Below are 17,925 nucleotides of genomic sequence, written 5' to 3'. Positions count from 1 at the left end.
AGGGGTTTTCATATGTTTATTATTTCTAAACACACAAGAATTTTATTTTATTCTATTGTTTTTTATAGGTATATATTTATAAAAAATAAGCAGGGGTTTGATTGTAAAACAAGTTTGATCTCAAAATTAATGAAGCGCGGTGATAGTAAATATGGAATTGGCACAGCAATTGCTAAAGCTTAAGTAACACAATGTGTTTTATATACATAAATCGTGCATTCATTATGGGGGAGATCAGAATGATGAAATTTGCACTTAAGACCTTAGGTCTTGGTATCTTTGCAGCAGGCTCAACTATGGTTATGGCTGAACCTGCACCATCTTTTTATGGCATCACGGCAACAGGGAGTGTAGCGGCAACTACAGACTACCGTTTCCGCGGAGTTACTCAATCCTCAAATAACCCTGCAATTCAAGGTGGTTTTACTTTTTCTCATAAGTCTGGTGCTTATTTATCACTCTGGGGTTCAAGTGTTGATTTTGGAGTAACTGGCAACTCAACAGAAACTGATGTGGCTTTGGGTTATACCAATACTTTGAAATTAACGGATACGCTTGCGCCTACTTATGATGTCGGTGTAATTCATTATGGCTATATTGGTTCGGGCCATAGTTTTGACCGTAACGGCATTGGTTATGATGGTAAAAATGGATTAGATTTTAATGAGGTTTACGGTAAATTAACTTTTGCTGATTCTTTATTTAAAGGGGATGCACTTAGCGTAGGTGTGAACTATTCAGATGATTACTGGGCTCATTCTAAGCAGTTCTGGTATTTTAATGTCGGTTATTCAGCGCCAATTGCAGATACAGGATTTACTGGACTTGCATCAGTTGGCTATAACAAATTCAAAAATAAAGATGCTTTAGCCGTAGTTGCGGGTGGACCAGGTGAAGACGATAGCTATATTGATTATAAAGTTGGTGTAAACCGTAACATCCTAGGCATTTTGGCTGAGCTAGATGTTGTTGGTACAGACATTAGCACTTCTGGCATGACTGATGCTCAGAAAAAACCTTACGACACAGGTCTAGTATTTAGTTTAACTAAAACATTCTAAGTTTATGCTGTAAAAAAGCGGGTTTATTGACCCGCTTTTTTATTAGTTTTCTATTTCAGAAAGTAGCTGTTTTAACTGGTTAAGCTCAATATCCGCAGCTTTAGACAGAGGCTTACGTGGAGAACCCGCAGCAACACCTTTTAGCTGTAAACCTGCTTTAATCGTTTTGGGTAAACCACCAGTTACGATAAAGCGTAGTAGAGGAAGTTGCTGATAAAATGATTTCTGGGCCTGTTCTAACTCACCATTTTTTACATGTTCGATAAGCTGTTGAGGTCGTTGACCTAACAGATTTGGCGCTGCTGTACACCAACCGCTTGCTCCAGCACATAAAGCTTCTAAAGCTAGAGGATTACAACCGTTATAAAATGGAAGTTCTCCTTTTGATAGCTCTTGAATTTGATGCATACGTTGAATGTCACCGCTGCTTTCTTTCACCATCGTGATGTTTGCAATGTTGTTAAACATACGCACGATTAATTCTGGAGACATATCAACACCACTAGTCGCAGGGTTGTTATAAATCATAATTGGCAAAGTCGTTGTTTGGGCAATTGCCTGATAATATTCAAAAATCTCTTGATCTGTTAGCTTCCAATAAGATACAGGAATCACCATAAGTGCATCTGCACCATAGCTTTGAGCGATCTGCGCTTTTTTAAGGGCTTGATCTGTCGTGAGTTCTGAAATTCCAATAATGACAGGCACACGTTTGTTAATGCTTTCAATTGACGTTTTAGCGACTAAACACCATTCATCCCATTCAAGATAAGCGCTTTCGCCAGTACTGCCTAAAGGTGCAATTGCATCGCAGCCGTTTTCAATAAGCAAATCGAGCATCTGTTTTAAAACAGGAAGATTAATGGTGTTGTCATCAGAAAAAGGAGTAACAGGGTAGCCAATAATGCCGTTTAGTTTCATGGTCGAAATCTCTTTTTAAATACAGTCAGAATGTTTTTTCAAAGCTTTACGTGCGTAGTAAGCAAAGTTCACTTTGTTGCGTTTATCAGTAGACAACCAGTCATGAGCTTCTGTTGCTAAAGCGTGGGGGATCGGCTGAATTTGTCCGGCAGACATAGCCAATAGTTGCAGTTGAGCTGCTCGTTCAATTAGAAGAGCCAAGTTGCACGCTTCTTCAATGGTTTTTCCTGTGACCAGTTGACCATGGTGAGACAACAAAACAGCACGGTTTTTACCCAGAGCAGAAGAAATCAAAATACCTTCTTCATTACCTACAGGAACTCCTGGCCAATGGCCTACAAAAGAGCAATCTTCATAGAGTGCACAAACATCCATTTGAGAAATCATGAGTGGAATTTGAAGCATCGACAATGCAGCTACATGGGTGGGATGTGTATGGATAATGCAGTTAACTTCTGGATGTTCTTTATAAATCCACGTATGAAAGCGGTTGGCTGGGTTTGCCATACCTTCTTGACGGATTGGTTCTAAGTCTTGATTCACCTCAAGCAAGTTTGAGGCAGTAATTTCATCAAAACCTAAACCAAAACGTTGGGTAATAAAGGAATCTTTATTTTCACTACGGCAAGTAATTTGGCCAGCTAAACCAGAATCATGGCCATGATCAAATAAAATACGACAAGTGAGTGCAAGCTTTTGGCGGTCAGTTAAATCTGAGTCACTAATCCACTTTTGCATGTCTTGCTGTGCATGTTGCATCAGGTCTTGTTTGTTTACAGAAGCAGTCTTCATCTCTTCTCCAGTCCAGTTGACCAAATTCAGTAGGTGAAGGCAGAATAGAAAATAACTGGATGAATCAATACATCCAGTTTTTATAAGTTATATGGTCCAGATGAGGCAAATATGCTAAGACCTTGGCAAGTGCATTTTCGTATCGATGAAAGAGAAGAAAAGACGGTTTTTTTAAAGCTTACTAACTTGATTAGTCAGGAAATTTTAAGTGGCCGTTTGGCGCAAGGTACTATGCTGCCGGGGTCTCGTAGTTTGTCGAAAGAACTAGGGATTAATCGAAAAACGGTACAAGCAGTATATGAAGAATTAGAAGCGCAAGGCTGGCTTGTGACTCGCCCTCGAAAAGGCACATTTGTGGCAGATGTTTTGCCAGAAAAACAACTTCAAATAGAGTCGATATCTGAAAGAAAAGTTAATAATAAGCCAATAATCCAAGAAGTTATTCAACACCCACATAATGATGGAGTGCCAGATCCACGGCTTATTCCCTACGAACTATTTTCACGCACCTATCGGCATGCACTGATTAAAATTACTCAAAACCAGTATATGGGATATGGTGATCCGCAAGGTATGGTTGAGCTAAGACAAGCCTTACAACAAATGTTGTCGATGGAACGTTTTATGAATGTTGCCGAAGATGAGATTTGTATTGTACGTGGTAGCCAGATGGGAATTTTTGTTGCATCCCGTGCACTGCCGAATCGGCAGGGAGTTATTGTTGTTGAAGAGCTGTATTATCCATCTGCTTTTAAAGCATTCCAGTCAAATGGTTTTCAGGTCGTTTCTGTCAAATTAGATGAACAAGGCATTGTTATTGAAGATTTAGAACGGATTTTAAAAGAACACTCGGTTGCTGCCATTTATACAACTCCGCATCATCAATATCCTACAACTGTCACGATGCCAATGAGTCGCCGTCTTCAACTCTTAGAGCTTTCAAAAAAATGGGGCTTTTATATTATTGAAGATGACTATGATCATGAATTTCATTATGACAGTCGGCCCATGCCACCCTTAGCAAGTTTGCCTCATTCTGAATTAGTCATTCATGTGGGTTCATTGTCAAAAGTCTTTGCACCCGGGATTCGTTTAGGTTACATCGTGGCATCGTCACCCATCATTCAATCGATTACTGAAGATATTTTATTGATTGATCGGCAAGGTAATAATATTACTGAACTTGCTTTAGCAGATTTAATGCAGCGGGGTGAAATCAAACGGCATATCCGTAAAATGAAAAAAATATATCAACAACGCCGTGACCATGCGTTAACTGAGTTCCACCGAATTTTTGCAGAGAGTGTTCAGGTACAACCACCCGCGGGTGGAATGGCTTTATGGGTAAAATTCCAGAAACCATTTACTCAAGATCAGCTTATAAAAATAAAAGAACTCAACATTGATACAGAGCATAAATTTAAAAAAATCGAGTCTTCTAATCGTTGTATTCGCTTTGGTTTTGCAGCTTTATCAGAGAAAGAAATCACTTCTTTAATCGAGACCTTAAATCAAGTTCTTAACAAAGGAACAGAGGACTCATCATCCGCTGTTTCATTTTAAGAATGATTGCCTCGATAAGAGAGTGCTTCTGTGAGATGAAGGCTTTGAATGACCTCACTTTGAGCCAAATCGGCAATGGTCAGTGCTACTCGTAAAACAAGATGAGAAGTTCACTCTAATTGATCTTTATATTTTTGAATTTCTGAGACAAAGCTAAGCAGAAAGGGTGTAATTTGTGACTTATATTGTTCAGTTTGTAGCATCTCAACAATTTGTTCAGGGGATTTGCTAAGAAGAGAGAAGCGTAAAAATAAATCTTCAAAAAAATTACTACTCACTGTCGACAATACTCTTCTTAAAGAAACCAGCATATCGTCGCCGCGGCTAGATGCATGAACTAGAACGATAGGCTTGTCTACGATTTCGGTGCGTGAAACCATCCAATCAATTGCATTTTTAAGACCGCCTGGAATACAACGAATATATTCAGGACTTGAGATGATAATGCCATCTGAGGCAGAAACGGATTTGATGAATTCTTCTACTACGGCAGGTGTTTTTCCTCCCTCATCATCTGGAGAAAAGATAGGAAGATTATTAATTTGATCGAAAACTGAAAACTCAATACTGGACGGTGAGATATCTTTCATCGCTCGTAATAGTGCGGTATTTGTAGATGCTTTTCTTGTACTACCTGAGATAGCCAAAATTTTCATAGCGTCCTCTGTGCCTATTTATATAGGCAGTGATAAATTCTTTGATTAACAACTTATATAAATATTAAAGAACAGCGGACTCATCATCCGCTGTTTCACTTTAAGAATGATTGCCTCGATAAGAGAGCGCTTCTGTAAGATGAATGCTTTGAATCATCTCACTTTGAGCTAAATCGGCAATGGTCCGCGCTACTCGTAAAACACGATGATAAGCACGAGCCGATAGATTTAAACGCTGTTGAGCCATTTCAATCATTCGTTGTGAAGTGCTATCAAGTACAGCGTGTTGTTCTAGTTGTTTCGGTGAAAGCGCTTGATTTAAACAATTTTGTCTTTGCATTTGTTGTTCATAGGCATAAATCACACGTTGTCGCACTGCCGTAGAGTCTTCAGCAGGCGTGGAATCTTGTAATTCCTGCGCCTTTAATGGTGGCACATCAATATGCAAATCGATACGGTCTAGTAATGGCCCCGATATACGATTTTGATAGCGCTTAATACTTTCAGGTGAACACTGACAACGACTATCTTGATTAAATGCATAACCACATGGGCAGGGGTTCATTGCAGCAATCAGTTGGAAGTTAGCTGGATAAGTAATTTGCCGAGCTGCTCGTGAAATAATGATTTCTTTTGACTCAAGCGGCTGACGTAAAACTTCTAGCACCTTTCTGTCAAACTCTGGAAGTTCATCTAAAAAGAGCACACCTAAGTGAGATAAGGTAATTTCGCCCGGTTTAGGATGAGAACCGCCCCCAACGAGTGCAATTGCAGATGCTGTATGATGGGGTGCTCGAAATGGTCTCTGACCAAAAGTATGTGATGTATTCGAAATCGAGTAAATACTCGCAACTTCAAGCGTTTCTTGATTAGAGAGCGGCGGTAAAATGGAAGGAAGACGTGAAGCGAGTAAAGTCTTACCTGTTCCAGGTGGGCCTTTAAAAAGTAAAGAATGCCCCCCGGCAGCAGCAATTTCGAGTGCACGGCGTGGTCGCAGCTGACCTTTTACATCTGCAAGGTCAAATTTATAAGGCATTTGGTTTGAGGTGGTCGTAGGCTCAACCGAAGTTAGAGATTTCGTGCCCAGAAAATGTTCACAGACTTCTTTTAAGTGACCTACTGGATAACATTTAAAATCGGGTAAGTGGCTAATATCCTGACTATTATCAAGCGGTAAAAGCATTTTATGCTTAGCTTGTTGGCAAGCCATGGCCAAAGTTAAAGTACCTGACACTGGTCTTACATGGCCATCCAGCGCTAATTCACCAATTAATTCAAAATCTTCGGCACAGTTTTCCGGAAGCTGACCAGAGGCAATTAAAATCCCTAATGCAATCGGTAAATCTAGACGTGACCCATCTTTGGGCAAATCTGCTGGTGCAAGATTAATGGTCAGCCGTTTAGTCGGGAATTGAAATCCACTGTTAATAATTGCTGAGCGAACTCGGTCTTTACTTTCTCTTACAGCCGCTTCAGCTAGTCCTACAATGGTAAGAGAAGGTAAGCCTTGACTCACATGGACCTCTACTTCAATGAGAGGTGCATGTAAACCCAAAAGTCCCCGTGTATAAATTTTAGAAAAAGACATCTTATTGTTCCATTATGGTGCTTCATTTTTAATCGTTGTAAAGTATAAGTGCGCTACATTGGTGCTTATTTTTTATTCTTTAAAGTTTCTTCTAATAGTTCCACTTGTTTTTGTAGCTCTGCTAAACGTTGGTTGGCCGATTGAAGGGCGGTCTTTTGGCGGTCAATTTCTTGTCTGGAAACAAGATCTAACTTTTCGACTGCTTCATTTAATAATGCACGTAAATTTTTTTCCAAATCTTTTTTAGGCTCATCAATTTGTTCCAGAATGGCCTGTAATAAAGTTTCTAGCATGAAATATCCAAAGTGTTGTATTACCTTATGCTTTACAGTTTACCACTGCTTGAACGTGGGATATAGGTTTCAATTCTTTTAGTACAAATAGAACATTAAATAAGCACTTAACTATACTGAAAATTCATTTTATTTTTAATAGCTCATCTACATCTTGATCACTAAATAGGTTATAAAGAAAGTTCATGCAATAGATTCATTTCCCTCAACCTTTGAAATATTGGCATGAAAATTGAACATAAAACCTTACTGGTGAAAAGAAGCCGAAGGAAACAAACATGAAGCTTGTAACTGCAATTGTAAAACCGTTTAAATTGGATGACGTGCGTGAAGCGCTCTCTGACATTGGTGTACAAGGGATTACCGTAACTGAAGTTAAAGGTTTTGGTCGTCAAAAAGGACATACAGAACTCTACCGTGGCGCGGAGTATGTGGTTGATTTCTTACCTAAAGTAAAAATCGAAATTGCGATTAGTGATGAAATGGTCGACGCGGTAATTGAATCAATTACACGTGTAGCAAGCACTGGGAAAATCGGCGATGGTAAGATTTTTGTGACTAACCTGGAACAAGTAATCCGTATCCGTACGGGTGAAACTGGACCAGATGCTGTCTAATTGGCACAAAGCTTGCTGAGTAGAAAATAACTCGTAAATGAGGTTGGGGGACACGAATGAAAAAAATGCTTATGGCGCTGAGTCTATCAGGCGCTCTTTTGGGTGGTACTGCCGTTTGGGCAGAAGAAGCTGTAACAACGCCTACATCGGAAGTTGCGGCTACATCAACATCTCCAGCTACTGCAACCACTGCAGAAGCACCAGTTGCTGAAACTCCGGCAGCTCCAGCACCAACACCAAAACTCGATACAGGCGATACATCTTGGATTTTGGTTTCAACAGCTTTGGTTTTATTAATGACCATTCCTGGGTTGGCACTATTCTACGGCGGTATGGTACGTAAAAAAAATGTATTAAGTACTATGATGTTCAGCCTTTCAGCTGCGATTTTAGTTAGTTTGCTGTGGGTGGTTGCTGGGTATTCAATCGCGTTCTCTGGCACAGGTGCATTTTTTGGTGATTTGTCTAAAGCAATGCTAAACGGAGTCGCGTTTGATGCATTGAGTGGAACAATTCCTGAAAGTCTCTTTGTTATTTTCCAAATGACCTTTGCCATCATTACAGTTGCAATTCTTAGCGGTTCTATTGCAGACCGTATGAAGTATTCAGCTTTCATGGCATTCATTGCAATTTGGGTACTTGTTGTTTATGCACCAATTACTCACTGGGTTTGGGCAACAGATGGCTGGTTATTTAAAGCAGGCGCATTAGATTTTGCTGGTGGTACAGTTGTACATATCAACTCAGGTGTTGCAGGTTTAGTTGCTGCTTACATGCTTGGCAAACGTATTGGCCTTGGCCGTGAGTCTATGGCTCCGCATAACTTGACTCTAACTGTTGTCGGTGCAAGCTTACTTTGGGTGGGTTGGTTTGGCTTTAATGGTGGTAGTGCTTTAGGCGCTGGTGCTCGTGCAAGCATGGCGATTTTAGTGACTCAAGTTGCTGCCGCTGCTGCTGCATTATCATGGTTAGTTGTTGAACGTATGATTCGTGGTAAAGCATCTGTATTAGGTGGTGCTTCTGGTGCTGTCGCTGGTTTGGTTGTGATTACGCCAGCAGCAGGTTTCGTCGGTGTAGGTGGTGCTTTAGTCATGGGCCTTATCGGTGGCGTAGTGTGCTTCTGGGGTATTACTGCACTTAAGCGCTTACTTAAAGCCGATGATGCTTTGGATGCGTTTGGTTTACATGCTGTAGGTGGTATTGTCGGTGCGATTTTAACTGGCGTATTTTACAGTGATGAAATTATCAAAGCAGCCAACGTTACCTTAGCACCAACATTCGCTGGTCAATTATGGGTACAAGTTGAAGGCGTATTGGCAACTATGATCTACAGTGGTGTTGCTACTTTTGTAATTCTTAAAGTGATTGATCTTGTGATTGGTATCCGTGTTAACGCCGATGATGAACGCATGGGTCTGGATTTAAGCCAACATGGCGAACGTATTGAATAATTCGTAATATATTCCAATCAAAAAACAGTCTTCGGACTGTTTTTTTGTCTTATAGAATGCTGGTTCTGTAAGTGTAGAAATTTTGCTACACTAGGTCAAAGTAATCGACCCTATAAATCCGCTATGCATTGTCCATTTTGCAACGCCGCAGATAGTAAAGTCATCGATTCACGTTTAGCCGCCGAAGGCTGTCAGATTCGTCGACGTCGTGAGTGTGTAAGTTGCGGTGAACGTTTTACCACTTTTGAAAGCTATGAAGTGGTAATGCCTCGTGTGATCAAATCGAATGGAAAAAATGAACCTTTCGATGAGGCCAAGCTACGCCGTTCGTTAATGCATGCTTTGCAGAAACGTCCAGTCACACAAGAACAGATAGAAACTGTTTTAAGTGATATTCAATTGCAGATTCGCCGTTTAGGTGAGCGTGACGTGAAGTCTCGAACAATTGGTGAAGTCGTTATGCAATCCCTATTTGCACTTGACCATGTCGCTTATGTCCGATTTGCTTCTGTTTATCAAGATTTTCAGGATGTTGAAGCTTTTCGCCGTCAAATTGAGCAAATGCAGCAACGTGAACAATAACTATTTGAGATTTTTATGTCTGAGTTGAAAAAAGATCAATATTGGATGCAGCAAGCTATTGAACTTGCCAAACGAGGTCTATATTCGACTAAGCCTAATCCAAATGTTGGTTGCGTCATTGTCAAAGATGATCAGTTAATAGGTGAGGGCTTTCATCCTAAAGCAGGTCAACCGCACGCAGAGGTTTTTGCCTTACGTCAGGCAGCCGAGCAGGCTCAAGGTGCAACAGCGTATGTGACGCTAGAGCCATGTGCACACTACGGGAGAACTCCTCCTTGTGCTGAAGCATTGGTTAAAGCCCAAGTTAAAAAAGTAGTGGTAGCATGTCCTGATCCAAACCCACTCGTTGCAGGTAAAGGCGTTCAGATTTTGAAAAATGCTGGCATTGAAGTAGAAGTTGGTATTTGTGAAGATTTAGCAGAAAAATTAAATCAAGGTTTCTTAAAGGCGATGTCTACGGGCATGCCTTATGTACGCTTAAAAGTAGCTTCAAGCCTAGATGGACGTACGGCAATGGCATCTGGTGAATCAAAGTGGATTACCGGTGCAGTTGCACGTCAAGATGTCCAGCATTGGCGTGCCATTTCAGGCGCAGTGATTACAGGCATTGAAACTGTGATTGCAGATGATTGTCAGCTTAATGTACGCTCACTGAGTCATATTGATATTGAGACAGTTGCTCAGCCAAAGCGAGTTGTTCTAGATCGTCAGGGACGTTTGCCGCTCGCTGCTAAAATTTTAGAAAACCCTGAAACTGTGATGGTGATGGGGCCATATCGTCAAGAACTTGCCGATTTAGGCGTGATACAATTAGAAATTCAGCCTTTAAAAATGCTGTTACAGATCCTCTCTAAGCAACATCAAATTTATGATGTGTTGGTGGAAGCCGGTGCGACCTTATCTACTGCCTTTTTACAAGAAGGTCTGGTAGATGAGTTGATCAGTTATATTGCCCCGACATTCTTGGGGAAAAGTGCAAGAGCCATGTTCAATGCAGAGTTTGAATATATGGCACAACAACTTCGTTTTACACTTCTTGATGTGACACAACTTGATCAAGATATACGCTTAAGGTTAATCCCTACGCAAGAGAAAGTATGAATCCAGAGTCTTCGGTTTATCACAAACGTCGTCATGCGGCCCGTACGACAGACGAATATCTTTTCCATCAGCTTGTTCCTTACCTAGGTAACAAGCGCCGATTGCTCCATCTAATTTTAGAAGCCCTTGAAATTACAGGGACGCTGAATAGCAAGAAAAAGAATCCTCCGATTTTTGCCGATTTCTTTGCCGGCAGTGGTGTCGTATCTCGTTTGGCGCGTCAAAATGGTTACCGTGTGATTGCAAATGACTGGGAACCTTATAGCCATGCATTAAATCATGCGATTTTAGCTTGTACCGATGCACCTGCTTTTAAAGAACTGGGTGGTTATCAGAAGGCAATCGATTATTTAAATCGCTTACCTGAAGTTAAAGGTTGGGTAACCCATAATCTTTGTCCACGTAACGATGATATTTATGATCCAGCTCGTGACCGTTTGTTCTTTAAACGCCGCAATGGTATGCGTATTGATGCGATTCGCCAGCAGATTGCAACATGGCAATCTCAAGGTGCAATTAATGATGTAGAGATGAGTGCTTTGCTCGCACCTTTGCTCTATTCAGCAAGTTTTGTTAGTAATACCAGCGGTGTATTTAAAAGCTTTCACCAAGGGTGGGGCGGTCGTACTCAAACTGCATTAGAACGAATTGAGTCATTACTTTGGTTAACACCAAGCCGTTTTTGCGAGATTGGTGACCGTAAGCGTCCTGCTGCTGAAATGTGGTGTGTAGATTCACAGCATCTAGCAAATCAAATGAGTGGTTTTGAAGTCGATGTTGCCTATCTCGATCCACCATATAACCAGCACGCATATAGTAGTAATTACCATGTTTTAAATGCATTAACATTATGGGATCAGGTCGATTTACCATCACCAGATACCAAAGGTTATAAGAGTGGAATTGATAGAGCTTGGCGTAAAGAGCGTCCAAGTCCATATAACTCTTCTAAATATGCGAAAGATGCGTATGAAAAACTACTTTCAACCATTAATGCTCGCTATATTCTGACCAGTTATTCAACTGATGGTAATATCGAGCCTAAAGATTTGCTTATGGCCAATCTGGAGCGCGGCAAAGTGACCTTGTTAACACAAGATGTTCCACGCTATCGAGTAAGTAAACAGCGACAGTCTGAACGTGCACGCGTGCTTGAGTTTATTGTGATTACAGATACTCATGCTAAGTCGGGCCCACCATTACGTCAGTTATTAGGCCAGCTTTACCACTTCGCCGAGCTAGGTGGTGTAGATACTTCAGGTAATAGTACACAGCTCGCACTTTGGTAAGCGCTGCAATTTAAGCAGTGTAAAAAGATTTGGAGATTGAGCCATGTTTACAGGCATTATTGAAAGTTTAGGAAAAGTTGAAAGCCTGCAAAGCGTAGGTGGCGATGTACGTTTACGTATTCAGACTGATCTGGATATGTCGGATGTACATTTGGGTGACTCAATTGCGACCAATGGTATTTGTCTCACCGTGATTGAATGGGGCGATAACTGGTACGCAGCTGATGTTTCTCGTGAAAGCTTGAATCGAACAACTTTGGGTAACTGGAAAGTTGGGCAACGTGTCAATGTTGAAAAGGCAATGTTGCCGACAACACGCTTTGGTGGACACATTGTAAGTGGTCACGTTGATGGCGTCGGTGAAATTACCGTAGTACGTGAAGATGCTCGCTCAATCTATTATGAAGTTACGGCACCCGCAGAACTTGCTAAATATTTAGCAGAAAAAGGTTCTGTGACTGTAGATGGTATTAGTTTAACGATTAATCACTTACGTGGAAATATTTTAAGCTTAAATCTAATTCCGCATACAGCAGAGCGTACTAACATTGGAACATGGCAAGTAGGCAGCAAAGTAAACCTTGAAGTCGATGTTTTAGCACGTTATATCGAGCGTTTATTGCTAGGTGACAAAGCTGCTGAACAAAAAACAGAGTCAAATATTAGTATGGCTTTTTTAGCTGAAAATGGTTTTTTAAAATAAAAAGCTAAATCGTTAAAATAAAAAACCGGACGCATGTTCCGGTTTTTTTGTTTTGAAAATTTAATGCTTGGTTAGCGTAACAGAGTGGGTGCCGACCCATGGCTTGTTATGCTGAGTGCGAGTAATTGAAAAATCACGATTTTCAGACTCGCGTGTAAGTAAGATAGATAAAGAGTTAAAGTCGTTATGACTCATATAAAATTCTTGTGCTGAAAATGTCCATTGCTCACCCTGATTAAGCTGTTCAACTTGCTTTGAAATCTGATGCAGAATGTCCATCTCTTATCCTCATTAATTATCTTAAAATTTCAGCTTTTCTTTCTTATAATCAATTGATCTATAAGAATAATCTATGTGTCTATTTTGTGACATATAGGTGTCATTTTTATGACAAGAAAAAGATTTAACGGTTTACTTTTCTATTTTTTCATCAGAAAACTTAGAATTTTTCAAAATATAATCTATTTCTTCTTGAGCTGCCGAATTTAGCTTGGCTCGGAAAGCCGTTACAGACTGTTCAATTAAGCTCTCAGCTTCAAGTTCTAAACGAATGCGTAAACTTTCAAGCTCAGATAAGATTTGATCATCAGTAATACTCAGTTTTACGCCAGCAGCGTAATTGACCGCTGGTGTTTCAGGGTTTTTCTGATAACGCGCAGTTTGCTCTGCAACCTCTTGTTCTAAATGACTACGTAATGTGTGTAATGTTTCAGTCTGTTCATTAAATTTTCGAACTTCGTCTGCTTGCAACTCCGCAGCATAGGCAGCTTCCGATGCACGTTTGTCCGCAAGCGCTTTTTCTAAAGCAAGTTGACGACGAATACGTGCTTGCTCAATAAGCTCGGCTTTGAGATCTGCGTAGGCTTGTTCAATTTTTTGCTGTGATTCTAACTGCGCTTTTTCGTCATTTAAAACCCAAAGCTGAATAGGCGTCTGAGGTTCTAGTAAGTCGCAAATACGTGCCAAATCCTGTTGATAGGTATGACGGACAGCTTCAGGCGCATTTAACCATCTTTTTTTAAAATCTTGCCCGACATTTAATGCCACCATGTTTCTCCTTGATCAACAGTATTTACATTTTAGCGCGTTATAATTTAAAGGTTCGCGGCTCTATACCCAAACGGCGATACATTTTAAATTTTTCTCGACCAATTTGCTTGGCTGTTTCATTATTTTCAACAATTTCTATAATGTGGCTAAAATGATCAACTTGTTCAAGTGCATGATTGTTAAAATTAAATACTAACAGGCCTTGTTCAAGCGGTTGTTTAGCCGAAATACATACAGCAGCATCAGTCTGGTCAACACCATGCGCAATGAAACTGACAGGGTCGAATTCCCATAATCTTTCATCAAGAATCTGTTGTAGCTGCACATCTGGGCAATACCACCAGATTTTAGGATGCTTCTGTAATATTTTTCGACATAAACGGCAAGCACTATCGACTTGCCGTTCTTCGCTGGTTTCAAACAGATAAAAACTAACTTTAGCCATTCGTATTTACACGATTCGCTAGAAATTGCATGAGAAGTGGTACTGGACGACCAGTTGCACCTTTAGCTGGACCAGATAACCATGCTGTTCCTGCTACATCTAAATGAGCCCAACGATATTCACGTGTAAATCGCTCAAGGAAACATGCAGCCGTAATCGCGCCGCCGTATGGACCGCCGATGTTCGCAATATCTGCAAATGGTGAATCAAGTAACTCTTGATAATCATCAATGACTGGCATACGCCATACACGGTCAAAAGATTGCTCGCCAGCTTGTTGGAGCTCGGCTGCCAAAGCATCATCTGGTGAGAATAACCCACTGAGTACTTTACCTAAAGCGACTACACATGCACCAGTTAATGTTGCGATATCAACCACGACTGCTGGATTGAAGCGTTTGATATAGGTCAATGTGTCACACAGTACAAGACGGCCTTCAGCATCTGTATTCAAGATTTCAACAGTTTGCCCGCTCATGGTTGTCACAATGTCACCCGGACGAGTTGCTTTACCAGAAGGCATATTTTCTGCTGCTGCAATTGCACCTACTACATGAATAGGAAGTTTTGCTTCGCATAATGCACGAATGGTACCTAGTACAGAGGCTGCACCACACATATCGAATTTCATTTCATCCATGCCAAGGCCTGGTTTTAAAGAAATACCACCCGTATCAAAAGTTACACCTTTACCAACGAGAACAACCGGAGCTTGATCAATCTGTGCTTGATATTCGAGCGTTACAATACGGCCCGGACGATCAGATCCTTTGCTGACTGCAAGAAAAGCATACATGCCTAAATCAGCCATTTGTTGCTCATTTAAAACAGTGACTTTAAGTAAGTCTGGGAATTCTGCTGCTAAAGCTAGAGCTTGTTCTGCCAAATATTCTGGGAAACAAATATTACCTGGGCGGTTGCCAAGATCACGTGCATAAGACTGTCCAGACTGTACTGCATGTACTAAAGCCAGTTGTTTTTCATCTAGGCTAGTTGTTGAACTAATTAAATCAACCTGTTGTAACACAAATTCATTTTTTTTCGATTTAAACTCATCATAACCATAAGCTGCTTGAGTTAAGCTCAAAGCAAATAAATAATGGTGCTCGACAGGTAACGCAGCAATATCAATTGCGATATGCTTAAATTTATTTTGTGTCGATTTGATAATCGTTTGGGCAAGTTTAGCGAGCTTGACTGCCTGAAGTTCGGCTGTTTTTCCTAAGCCAAGTAATTGGCTGTGAGGCTGATTTGAAATCTGGCCAAATAAAGGCAGAGTTTCATTGAAGTTGCCTTTAAATTGGGTAGCGTTCAGAACGCTTTCTAGGTTATTGATTTGATATGCGTTGACGTTGCTTTGTAACTGTTCTGAATCAACTAAAACCCACAAAGATTCATTAGATGTCTGTTCGGGAAAAGTTGTATAAGTTGTAAATTTCATGGCTGTCGTGATTGCCTATAGAAAGTTATGATGAATTAAAACATTGAAACACTTTCAAGCATAGCGTTGCAATGTGCGGTTTTATATTTTTAACATTCGGGTAAACTAGCAGTCGTCCCGATTAGCCTTTTGGAAGTATTACTTTGATTATTCGGCGTTATCTCGTCAAGCAAGTTGTCTCTACCTCATTGGTGGTCATTTCCTTATTGACCCTAATCATGATGGGTGGTCGTCTGATCAAATACTTTGGTGTGGCGGCGCAGGGGCGTTTAGATGCCAGTATCTTGTTTAGCATCATTGGATATCGTTTACCTGAATTTCTAACACTCATTTTACCACTGGGTTTTTTCATTGGTTTAATGTTGGTGTTTGGTCGCCTATATGTTGACCATGAAATGGCAGTCCTGAATGGTAGTGGTGTGAGTCGTCATCAATTGGCTCGACTACTTATTCCAATGACACTTGTTTATATGGTGTGTCAGTCTGTGCTTATGCTCTGGATGACGCCGTGGGGATTGCGTGAGTTTGAAAAATTAACCACCACCCAAGCGGTTCGGACAGGCTTCGATTTGGTTCGCCCAAGAGAATTTATTTCTTCTGGACCCTATACGATTTATGCAGGTTCACTATCTGAAGATCGAAAAAATCTAAAAGACATTTTCTTTTATCAACGCGCGACCAAAGAAGATAAACCAGATGTCATGATCTTGGCAAAAGAAGCGACTCGTGTAGAAGTTGCAAATGACACAGCCAATGTGGTTGATCTGGTGCAAGGCCGCCGTTATGAAATATTTCCGGGACAACCAAAATATACACAAGCCGAGTTTCAGTCTTATCGTCTACGTTTAGAAAATGACAAAGATGTTAAGTTTGAAAGTGGTGATGTAGAAGCATTATCAACGACTAAACTTTTTGCAAAAACGAATGATCCAGTCATAAGAAGTGAGTTGGGATGGCGTTTGTTTGGGCCATTCACCATTCTTATCGCTTTAATGCTTTCAGTAGCATTGTCTGAAGTGAGTCCAAGACAAGGTCGTTATTATCGTCTTATTCCTGCAGTTTTTATTTTTTCCAGTCTGATCGTATTAATGATTGCAATCAAGACTCGTATTAGTAAAGAAGAACTCGATATTTGGGCTTATCCTGCCGTGTTGGTTGTTTATGGCGTTGCAGCTGCCTTATTTTCTCGTAAACAGAAGTTGGCACCAAAAATCAAGAAACAGATCAAGCGAGTGAAATTATAATGTTAGCACGTCGAATAGTCGCCAAATATGTGACGAAAACCACTGCGCTTGCAATGTTTGGCACCACAGTTGTTTTGTCGATTTTACAGATCTTATTTACGTACCTTGGCGAGTTAGGTGAGCTCAAACCAGACTATAACGCATGGCAAGCTCTCATCTATGTATTCTGGGGAGCACCTCGTTATCTATATGAAATTTTGCCTATTTCTGCCTTAATTGGTGCTGTAATTGGTTTAGGGTCACTGGCAACTAGCAGTGAACTTATTGTCATGCGCTCAGCTGGTATTAGCTTATGGCGTATTGTCGGTTGGGTGATGCGCTCAGCTTTACTACTTATTATTTTGTCTTTTGTCTTAAGTGAATGGGTTATTCCATATACGAATGAAAAAGCAGAAAGTGTTAAGAGTCACCGCTCTGTAGCTGCTTTAGGCGAAGTGAAAGGTTATTGGTCACGTGAAGGGCAGCGATTTATCTATATCGACTATGCTAACTCTCAGGGCAATTTAAAAGATATTCAAGTGGTCGATTTTGACCAGAACTATTACTTGCAATCATTAATTAATGCTCAGCAAGGACAGTTCGTAAAAGATGGTCAATGGGCTTTGAAGAAAGCAAAACAAATGGATATTTTGGCGGCAGGAAATGCCATAAAAACTGACCATGACGAACAATCGCTTTCTTTAGCATTACAGCCTAAATATGTGCATATGGTGACTTTAGATCCTGAAGATTTATCTCCAAGCCAGCTGATTAGTTTCATGCGCTATATGGATGAATATAGTCAGGTTCCAAAGACCTATCAATTGGCTTTCTGGCAAAAAGTTGCCTCGCCATTTTCGTTGATTGCTCTGGTTCTCGTGGCGTGTTCATTTATTTTTGGGCCATTACGCCAGCAATCGATGGGTTTCCGTTTGGTGATCGCATTGTTTATTGGTTTGAGTTTCTATTATTTGCAGGATTTCTTGGGTTACGCCAGCTTGGTTTATGCCCCATCTCCAGCATGGTTTGTACTCGTACCTATCTTGTTAATGTTTGGCGCCGGAAGTTATTTGCTTTACCGTGCTCGCTAGTAATAATTGATATTTATGGTTTTCATCAATCGTAGATATTGATGAAAGCCATAGGAAA

General features: G+C 40.6%; 20 protein-coding genes and 1 pseudogene. 11 read left to right on the top strand and 10 right to left on the bottom strand.

All coding sequences use genetic code 11. The features are described 5' to 3' along the window. Together NL42_RS02830 and NL42_RS02825 are read left to right on the top strand one after the other, a co-directional pair. The coding region (locus tag NL42_RS02830) for a hypothetical protein (protein WP_461311699.1) at nucleotides 1–183 on the top strand (183 nt) is incomplete at its 5' end. A gap of 56 nt (nucleotides 184–239) precedes the next feature. Next, a complete protein-coding gene (locus NL42_RS02825) occupies nucleotides 240–1,061 on the top strand; it encodes a TorF family putative porin (protein WP_461311698.1) in 822 nt (273 codons plus the stop codon). Nucleotides 1,062–1,103: 42 nt separating this feature from the next. On the opposite strand, the gene NL42_RS02820 is transcribed toward NL42_RS02825, so the two are convergent. Further along, entirely contained in the window at nucleotides 1,104–1,982 is an 879-nt protein-coding gene (locus NL42_RS02820) for a dihydrodipicolinate synthase family protein (RefSeq protein ID WP_461311697.1), read from the bottom strand. A gap of 15 nt (nucleotides 1,983–1,997) precedes the next feature. Continuing rightward, entirely contained in the window at nucleotides 1,998–2,774 is a 777-nt protein-coding gene (locus NL42_RS02815) for an aldolase (RefSeq protein WP_461311696.1), read from the bottom strand. Between the two features lie 111 nt (nucleotides 2,775–2,885). On the opposite strand from NL42_RS02815, the gene pdxR reads away from it, so the two are divergent. Next, nucleotides 2,886–4,337 (top strand): MocR-like pyridoxine biosynthesis transcription factor PdxR, encoded by a 1,452-nt coding sequence (gene pdxR / locus NL42_RS02810; RefSeq protein ID WP_461311695.1) that lies wholly within the window; start codon nucleotides 2,886–2,888, stop codon nucleotides 4,335–4,337. On the opposite strand, the pseudogene NL42_RS02805 reads toward pdxR, so the two are convergent. The 4 genes and pseudogenes from NL42_RS02805 to NL42_RS02790 all read right to left on the bottom strand — a co-directional run. Further along, nucleotides 4,334–4,441 (bottom strand): annotated as a pseudogene (locus tag NL42_RS02805) (magnesium chelatase subunit ChlI family protein); the annotation flags it as partial. The gene pdxR and the pseudogene NL42_RS02805 overlap by 4 nt on opposite strands. A gap of 6 nt (nucleotides 4,442–4,447) precedes the next feature. Continuing rightward, nucleotides 4,448–4,993: an NADPH-dependent FMN reductase gene (locus NL42_RS02800; protein WP_461311694.1), complete on the bottom strand. Its 546-nt coding sequence runs from the start codon at nucleotides 4,991–4,993 to the stop codon at nucleotides 4,448–4,450. Nucleotides 4,994–5,093: 100 nt separating this feature from the next. Beyond that, a complete protein-coding gene (locus NL42_RS02795; RefSeq protein ID WP_461311693.1) occupies nucleotides 5,094–6,581 on the bottom strand; it encodes a YifB family Mg chelatase-like AAA ATPase in 1,488 nt (495 codons plus the stop codon). Between the two features lie 65 nt (nucleotides 6,582–6,646). Beyond that, on the bottom strand, nucleotides 6,647–6,874 hold the full coding sequence (locus NL42_RS02790) for an accessory factor UbiK family protein (RefSeq protein WP_003654412.1): 228 nt from the start codon (nucleotides 6,872–6,874) through the stop codon (nucleotides 6,647–6,649). Between the two features lie 278 nt (nucleotides 6,875–7,152). On the opposite strand from NL42_RS02790, the gene glnK reads away from it, so the two are divergent. The 6 genes from glnK (at nucleotide 7,153) to NL42_RS02760 (ending at nucleotide 12,617) form a co-directional block, all read left to right on the top strand. Then, the gene (glnK, locus tag NL42_RS02785; RefSeq protein WP_000780326.1) at nucleotides 7,153–7,491 is read left to right on the top strand and encodes a P-II family nitrogen regulator; all 339 of its coding nucleotides are present in this window, start codon (nucleotides 7,153–7,155) and stop codon (nucleotides 7,489–7,491) included. 56 nt (nucleotides 7,492–7,547) lie between these two features. Then, entirely contained in the window at nucleotides 7,548–8,942 is a 1,395-nt protein-coding gene (locus NL42_RS02780; RefSeq protein ID WP_461311692.1) for an ammonium transporter, read from the top strand. A gap of 123 nt (nucleotides 8,943–9,065) precedes the next feature. Then, on the top strand, nucleotides 9,066–9,524 hold the full coding sequence (gene nrdR / locus NL42_RS02775; protein ID WP_003654416.1) for a transcriptional regulator NrdR: 459 nt from the start codon (nucleotides 9,066–9,068) through the stop codon (nucleotides 9,522–9,524). Between the two features lie 15 nt (nucleotides 9,525–9,539). Further along, nucleotides 9,540–10,625 (top strand): bifunctional diaminohydroxyphosphoribosylaminopyrimidine deaminase/5-amino-6-(5-phosphoribosylamino)uracil reductase RibD, encoded by a 1,086-nt coding sequence (gene ribD, locus NL42_RS02770; RefSeq protein ID WP_461311691.1) that lies wholly within the window; start codon nucleotides 9,540–9,542, stop codon nucleotides 10,623–10,625. Continuing rightward, nucleotides 10,622–11,914 carry a DNA adenine methylase gene (locus NL42_RS02765; protein ID WP_336170003.1) on the top strand — a complete coding sequence of 431 codons (1,293 nt, stop codon included), beginning with the start codon at nucleotides 10,622–10,624 and terminating at the stop codon, nucleotides 11,912–11,914. Before ribD ends, NL42_RS02765 begins: the two co-directional genes overlap by 4 nt. A gap of 43 nt (nucleotides 11,915–11,957) precedes the next feature. After that, nucleotides 11,958–12,617, top strand: coding sequence for a riboflavin synthase (locus NL42_RS02760; protein WP_005301612.1), 660 nt, complete (start codon nucleotides 11,958–11,960; stop codon nucleotides 12,615–12,617). A gap of 60 nt (nucleotides 12,618–12,677) precedes the next feature. Here NL42_RS02760 and NL42_RS02755 read toward each other — a convergent pair whose 3' ends face one another. The 4 genes from NL42_RS02755 to NL42_RS02740 all read right to left on the bottom strand — a co-directional run bounded on the left by NL42_RS02755 (nucleotide 12,678) and on the right by NL42_RS02740 (nucleotide 15,553). Further along, a complete protein-coding gene (locus NL42_RS02755) occupies nucleotides 12,678–12,896 on the bottom strand; it encodes a hypothetical protein (RefSeq protein WP_461311690.1) in 219 nt (72 codons plus the stop codon). Nucleotides 12,897–13,028: 132 nt separating this feature from the next. After that, nucleotides 13,029–13,667 carry a cell division protein BlhA gene (gene blhA / locus NL42_RS02750; RefSeq protein ID WP_461311689.1) on the bottom strand — a complete coding sequence of 213 codons (639 nt, stop codon included), beginning with the start codon at nucleotides 13,665–13,667 and terminating at the stop codon, nucleotides 13,029–13,031. 37 nt (nucleotides 13,668–13,704) lie between these two features. Beyond that, on the bottom strand, nucleotides 13,705–14,112 hold the full coding sequence (locus tag NL42_RS02745; protein WP_016139524.1) for a DNA polymerase III subunit chi: 408 nt from the start codon (nucleotides 14,110–14,112) through the stop codon (nucleotides 13,705–13,707). Next, nucleotides 14,105–15,553, bottom strand: a complete 1,449-nt coding sequence (locus NL42_RS02740; protein WP_461311688.1) for a leucyl aminopeptidase — start codon at nucleotides 15,551–15,553, stop codon at nucleotides 14,105–14,107. The genes NL42_RS02745 and NL42_RS02740 overlap by 8 nt, the downstream gene beginning before the upstream one ends. A 143-nt stretch (nucleotides 15,554–15,696) precedes the next feature. Between NL42_RS02740 and lptF the strand changes: the two genes are divergently transcribed. Together lptF and lptG are read left to right on the top strand one after the other, a co-directional pair. Next, nucleotides 15,697–16,797, top strand: a complete 1,101-nt coding sequence (lptF, locus tag NL42_RS02735) for an LPS export ABC transporter permease LptF (protein ID WP_035366311.1) — start codon at nucleotides 15,697–15,699, stop codon at nucleotides 16,795–16,797. After that, nucleotides 16,797–17,867 carry an LPS export ABC transporter permease LptG gene (gene lptG / locus NL42_RS02730; RefSeq protein WP_461311687.1) on the top strand — a complete coding sequence of 357 codons (1,071 nt, stop codon included), beginning with the start codon at nucleotides 16,797–16,799 and terminating at the stop codon, nucleotides 17,865–17,867. The genes lptF and lptG overlap by 1 nt, the downstream gene beginning before the upstream one ends. The last annotated feature ends 58 nt before the right edge of the window (nucleotides 17,868–17,925 follow it).

This window comes from Acinetobacter sp. GN11 (assembly GCF_054823985.1).
The sequence above is the reverse complement of the archived record's forward strand: the minus strand, read 5'-3'. Positions and strand labels throughout refer to the sequence as shown.

What these genes read in the sequence shown, in the direction of transcription:
- NL42_RS02825 (WP_461311698.1), top strand. Translation starts at nt 240, where the DNA reads ATGATGAAATTTGCACTTAAGACCTTAGGTCTTGGTATCTTTGCAGCA.
- NL42_RS02820 (WP_461311697.1), bottom strand. Translation starts at nt 1,982, where the DNA reads ATGAAACTAAACGGCATTATTGGCTACCCTGTTACTCCTTTTTCTGAT.
- NL42_RS02815 (WP_461311696.1), bottom strand. Translation starts at nt 2,774, where the DNA reads ATGAAGACTGCTTCTGTAAACAAACAAGACCTGATGCAACATGCACAG.
- pdxR (WP_461311695.1), top strand. Translation starts at nt 2,886, where the DNA reads ATGCTAAGACCTTGGCAAGTGCATTTTCGTATCGATGAAAGAGAAGAA.
- NL42_RS02800 (WP_461311694.1), bottom strand. Translation starts at nt 4,993, where the DNA reads ATGAAAATTTTGGCTATCTCAGGTAGTACAAGAAAAGCATCTACAAAT.
- NL42_RS02795 (WP_461311693.1), bottom strand. Translation starts at nt 6,581, where the DNA reads ATGTCTTTTTCTAAAATTTATACACGGGGACTTTTGGGTTTACATGCA.
- NL42_RS02790 (WP_003654412.1), bottom strand. Translation starts at nt 6,874, where the DNA reads ATGCTAGAAACTTTATTACAGGCCATTCTGGAACAAATTGATGAGCCT.
- glnK (WP_000780326.1), top strand. Translation starts at nt 7,153, where the DNA reads ATGAAGCTTGTAACTGCAATTGTAAAACCGTTTAAATTGGATGACGTG.
- NL42_RS02780 (WP_461311692.1), top strand. Translation starts at nt 7,548, where the DNA reads ATGAAAAAAATGCTTATGGCGCTGAGTCTATCAGGCGCTCTTTTGGGT.
- nrdR (WP_003654416.1), top strand. Translation starts at nt 9,066, where the DNA reads ATGCATTGTCCATTTTGCAACGCCGCAGATAGTAAAGTCATCGATTCA.
- ribD (WP_461311691.1), top strand. Translation starts at nt 9,540, where the DNA reads ATGTCTGAGTTGAAAAAAGATCAATATTGGATGCAGCAAGCTATTGAA.
- NL42_RS02765 (WP_336170003.1), top strand. Translation starts at nt 10,622, where the DNA reads ATGAATCCAGAGTCTTCGGTTTATCACAAACGTCGTCATGCGGCCCGT.
- NL42_RS02760 (WP_005301612.1), top strand. Translation starts at nt 11,958, where the DNA reads ATGTTTACAGGCATTATTGAAAGTTTAGGAAAAGTTGAAAGCCTGCAA.
- NL42_RS02755 (WP_461311690.1), bottom strand. Translation starts at nt 12,896, where the DNA reads ATGGACATTCTGCATCAGATTTCAAAGCAAGTTGAACAGCTTAATCAG.
- blhA (WP_461311689.1), bottom strand. Translation starts at nt 13,667, where the DNA reads ATGGTGGCATTAAATGTCGGGCAAGATTTTAAAAAAAGATGGTTAAAT.
- NL42_RS02745 (WP_016139524.1), bottom strand. Translation starts at nt 14,112, where the DNA reads ATGGCTAAAGTTAGTTTTTATCTGTTTGAAACCAGCGAAGAACGGCAA.
- NL42_RS02740 (WP_461311688.1), bottom strand. Translation starts at nt 15,553, where the DNA reads ATGAAATTTACAACTTATACAACTTTTCCCGAACAGACATCTAATGAA.
- lptG (WP_461311687.1), top strand. Translation starts at nt 16,797, where the DNA reads ATGTTAGCACGTCGAATAGTCGCCAAATATGTGACGAAAACCACTGCG.